Source organism: uncultured Campylobacter sp. (assembly GCF_938045775.1).
In the GTDB taxonomy this organism is placed as follows: Bacteria; Campylobacterota; Campylobacteria; order Campylobacterales; family Campylobacteraceae; genus Campylobacter_B.
The window spans coordinates 1-3952 of sequence record NZ_CALIBH010000098.1; the positions used below are offsets into that span (position 1 = coordinate 1).

Below are 3952 nucleotides of genomic sequence, written 5' to 3' on the forward strand. Positions count from 1 at the left end.
CTTTTCAAAGATCAAGAATGGCTGCGTGCAGGTTTTTGACGTCGCGGACGTGAGGTTAGATGATCCGGATAACGCTACGCTTGCGATCTACGGGATATTTTCCGCGGATAAAAGCAGGGTAGAAATTTTTTGGGCGAGCTTGCCGCAGAGCGAAATTTTAAGCAAAGTTAAGGGCGGCTACTACGTTTCGAAGGACGGAAAAATTTCGCTGCTAAAAACAAAAAGCGGCAAGGGCTATAAGATCCACAGAAAATAGCGGGTGAAATTTTAAGTCCGCTAAATTTCGCGCGCCGCGAAAGAATTTAATCCAAGCGCGCTAAAGCTTAGGCCTGCTCAGCAGACTAGGACGTGAATTTAGAGCAAATTAATACCGAGCTGATTCGGTTATTCGCGGTATCTGCAGCCGATAAAATTTAATCAAAGGAGCAAAAATGAGAAAAACGGCTTTGGTCGTGGGCGCGACGGGAGCGGTCGGGTGCGAGATCGTGCGAGGGCTTTGCGAAAGCCAAAACTACGACAAGATCGTCGTCTAGGCGCGTAGGGAGCTAAAGTTTAGCCACGAAAAACTTGAGGTGTAGATCGTAAATTTAGATAAGATCAAAGAGATAGAGCCGTGCGACATAGACGAGATTTTCTGCGCGCTGGGCACGACGATGAAGCAAGCCGGTAGCCGCGGGCAGTTTTACAAAGTGGACGTGAGCTACCCCGTAAATACCGCAAAATGGGGCATCGCCGCGGGCGCTCGCCGTTTCGTGCTTATCTCCGCCTACGGCGCGGACGAACGGTCGAGATTTTTCTACATGAGAGCAAAGGGCAAGGCCGAGAAAAAGATCGCCGAGCTGGGCTTTGAAAGCCTGCAAATCGCTAGGCTACCCGCGATAAAAAGCGAGCATAACGAGTTGCGACTCAGCGAGCTCTTTACGATCTGGCTGTTCGGGCTTTTGCCGAAGGGGATCTTGACGAACTACCGCCCGATGAGCGCGCAAAATATCGCCGTCGTCGTCATCGCCGCCGCGCAAACGTAGAGCAAAGGCGTGCAAATTTATCATCCAAAAGAGTTTGCGTAGCAGCTCGAATTTGAGGGGCTTGCAGGATTAGGCAAAATTTGCAAGCCCTCGCCTCGTAAATTTAAATTTATCCCGGGATAATCAAATTTGCGCGCTTGCCTCAACGAGCGTTTAAATTTACAGCTACCTAAAGCAAAATTTGATAGAAATTTGGAGCTTTGACCTCAGTGCGCGTCGCCGCCTTTGTGCGTTTATAGTTCTCTGCGCGAGGGCTCAAATTTAGCGTGGAAAAAGCTCGCGCTAAAAATCTCCAAGACCGACAAAATAGCCAAAAATAGCGACAAACCCGCAAAGAGCCCGTAAATAGGCGCTTTTGTAGCGAGTATAAAACGAGCCGTTTTCTATGTAATATATTTTACAAATTTACATTATCTATTTATAAAGCCAACGTATAATCACGCAAAAAATATAAAGGAGCATACTTATGAAGTATACGGGAACTACGTATAGGCCACCTTACGAGGCTAACTCTTTGCTGGTGCAGGCGACTTAGGGCTGTAGTCACAATCGCTGCGCATTTTGCACGATGTACCACGACGTCCCGTTTGCGGTCGAATCGATCGAGCAAATAGAGCGCGATTTGCCCGAGGCTAGGCGCTATAATCCCTTCGTCAGACGCATTTTTTTGCTAAACGGCGACGCTTTTTCGCTGGATTACGAGACGCTTAGCGCCATAGGCGAGAAAGCGTCCAAATTTTCCCCGAGGTCGAGGCCATCGCCTCTTACGCGACGATCGCGGGCATCGCCAAAAAGAGCGACGAGGAGCTGCAAAATTTGCGCAAGCTTAGATTTAACGGTATGAATATCGGCTCGAGTCGAGTCACACGCAGACCCTTAAACTGCTTAAAAAAGGCTACGATGCCGACGAGGCCAAGGCGCAGCTGCTTAGGCTAAAAAGATTCGGTTACGACTTTTGCCTAAATATCGTCGTCGGTGGCGGGATGTAGTTTTCAAAAGAGCACATCGACGAAAGCGCGAAGCTCATAAACGAGGTGCAGCCTTGGATGGTTTTTCTCATGACCTTATTTCTGGCTAAAGGAAGCGCGCTTTATAGCATCGCACAAAAGGGCAAATTTACCGAAAATACCGCAGGCGAGAATCTGCTGGAGGAAATGCGCCTAATCGAAGCGCTCGAGCTAAAAGACACGCAGATACTGGGGATGCACCCTAGCAACTCCGTACCCCTCGCGGGAAGGCTACCGCAGGATAAGGACAGGCTGCTGGCGGCGCTAGAAAAAGGCATAAAAGCTAGGAGCGAGGAGTTTTTTCCTCTCGCCCGCAAAGAGGCGCCGAGGGCAGGTACATTAGCTAAAAATTTAAAGGAAAAGAATATGAAAAATTTTAATCAATCGACAAAACTGTGCGAAATTTTGGGCGTCAGCTTGCCTATCGTGCAGGCTCCGATGAATAACGTAACAAATGCCGCATTGGTAGCTGCCGTATCAAATGCCGGCGGAATGGGCGTGCTGGGGCCAAATGCCGGCAGAGACTCTGAAAATTTAAACACGAAAGAGCGATATAAACGAGAATTTGAACGTATAAAGTCGCTAACTAATAAGCCTTACGGCGTAAATATCGTTTGTCGAAACGATAATGACAAAAAATATGCGCTAAAGGTTATGGAAACGGCATTTGAGGCTGGCGTAAAGGTGTTTTTCTTTGTCGGCATAGCGGAAACGGAGCTATTTAAATTTATAAAAGATAACGGCGGAGTTTTGGTGCATAGAGCGCTTACGCCAAGCGCAAATTCGGCTCGCGCGGCACAAGAAGAGGGCGCAGATATTATAATTGCCACGGGATACGATGAAGGAGGAGTGGGCCCGCAAAATAAAATAGGTACTTTTAGCATCGTGCCGATCATCGCCGATGCCGTGAGCGTGCCTGTGATGGCTGCGGGCGGGATAAACGACATTAGAGGCGTACGAGCAGCCTTTGCGCTTGGGGCTAGCGGTGTTTACGTGGGTACTAGATTTATCGCTAGTACCGAGTGCCCGGCAGCGCAACCGGCAAAAGAGAGCATCGTATCTATGGGCTCTAGCGAGCTGTTTTTTGTTTCGGAATATCAACGCGTAGTGCCGAGTAAATTTGCCAAGGAGCTAAACGCAATGTATCTAAACGGCGACAAGGAAGTAGTGGCGCAAAAAATCGAGCGACTAAATCCGCTAAGGCTCGCAATGATAGATGGCGATATAGAAAATGGCATAATATACGTAAATTCTGGTATTAGCCTAATAAAAGAGATAAAAAGCGCCAAAAAAATCGTCGGCGAGCTTATGGCCGATTTTGTTTAATAAGATGGATAAATTTGCCAAATTTAGGCTATTATCGGCAAAAAATAAAATTTAAATTTTATCAAACCAAAGAAGAAAAAATGTCACTAAAACCTGTCGAACTTCACAAAGCGTATCGCCTCATAAATCACGGGCCGACCGTCATGGTCTCGGCCGAATTTGACGGCGTGCGGGACGTCATGAGCGCGTCATGGGTCTGCCCTCTGGACTACGACAAGCTAACGGCCGTCATAGGTGCTAGCTCTTTTACCCGCTCGCTTTTTGAAAAGAGCGGCAAATTTGCCGTGCAGGTGCCTTTCGTCTCGCAGGCGCAATTCGTCGCCAAGATGGGCACGACAAGTATGCGAGGGGGCGCGGGCAAGCTTGAGGGCGTGGAGATGTTTTACGAGCGGGACGTGCCGATGATGCGGGGCTGCGCGGCGCTTCGTGCTCGTATCATCTCCGGGTGCGAGCGAAGGTTCGCCAAGCTTTTATCTGCGTGCCAAAGGGCAGATCGAGCGGCGCGTGAGCGAGCTCGGCTTTGACAGCTTTCAGATCGTCCGTCCGCCGATAATCTTGGGCGAGAGGTCGGATACTCGCCTGCTAGAACGGCTC

The 3952-nt window shown here is 49.0% G+C and carries 3 protein-coding genes and 1 pseudogene; all 4 read left to right on the forward strand.

All coding sequences use genetic code 11. From position 1 onward, the window contains the following. Positions 1 to 256, forward strand: a pseudogene (locus Q0238_RS03795) (hypothetical protein); the annotation flags it as partial. A 397-nt stretch (positions 257 to 653) separates the two neighbouring features. Next, positions 654 to 1025 carry a hypothetical protein gene (locus Q0238_RS03800; protein WP_297943045.1) on the forward strand — a complete coding sequence of 124 codons (372 nt, stop codon included), beginning with the start codon at positions 654 to 656 and terminating at the stop codon, positions 1023 to 1025. 1058 nt (positions 1026 to 2083) lie between these two features. Then, on the forward strand, positions 2084 to 3358 hold the full coding sequence (locus Q0238_RS03805; RefSeq protein WP_297943047.1) for a nitronate monooxygenase: 1275 nt from the start codon (positions 2084 to 2086) through the stop codon (positions 3356 to 3358). Between the two features lie 80 nt (positions 3359 to 3438). Then, positions 3439 to 3882: a flavin reductase gene (locus Q0238_RS03810; RefSeq protein WP_297943049.1), complete on the forward strand. Its 444-nt coding sequence runs from the start codon at positions 3439 to 3441 to the stop codon at positions 3880 to 3882. Positions 3883 to 3952 lie beyond the last annotated feature (70 nt).

What these genes read in the sequence shown, in the direction of transcription:
- Q0238_RS03800 (WP_297943045.1), top strand. Translation starts at nt 654, where the DNA reads ATGAAGCAAGCCGGTAGCCGCGGGCAGTTTTACAAAGTGGACGTGAGC.
- Q0238_RS03805 (WP_297943047.1), top strand. Translation starts at nt 2,084, where the DNA reads ATGACCTTATTTCTGGCTAAAGGAAGCGCGCTTTATAGCATCGCACAA.
- Q0238_RS03810 (WP_297943049.1), top strand. Translation starts at nt 3,439, where the DNA reads ATGTCACTAAAACCTGTCGAACTTCACAAAGCGTATCGCCTCATAAAT.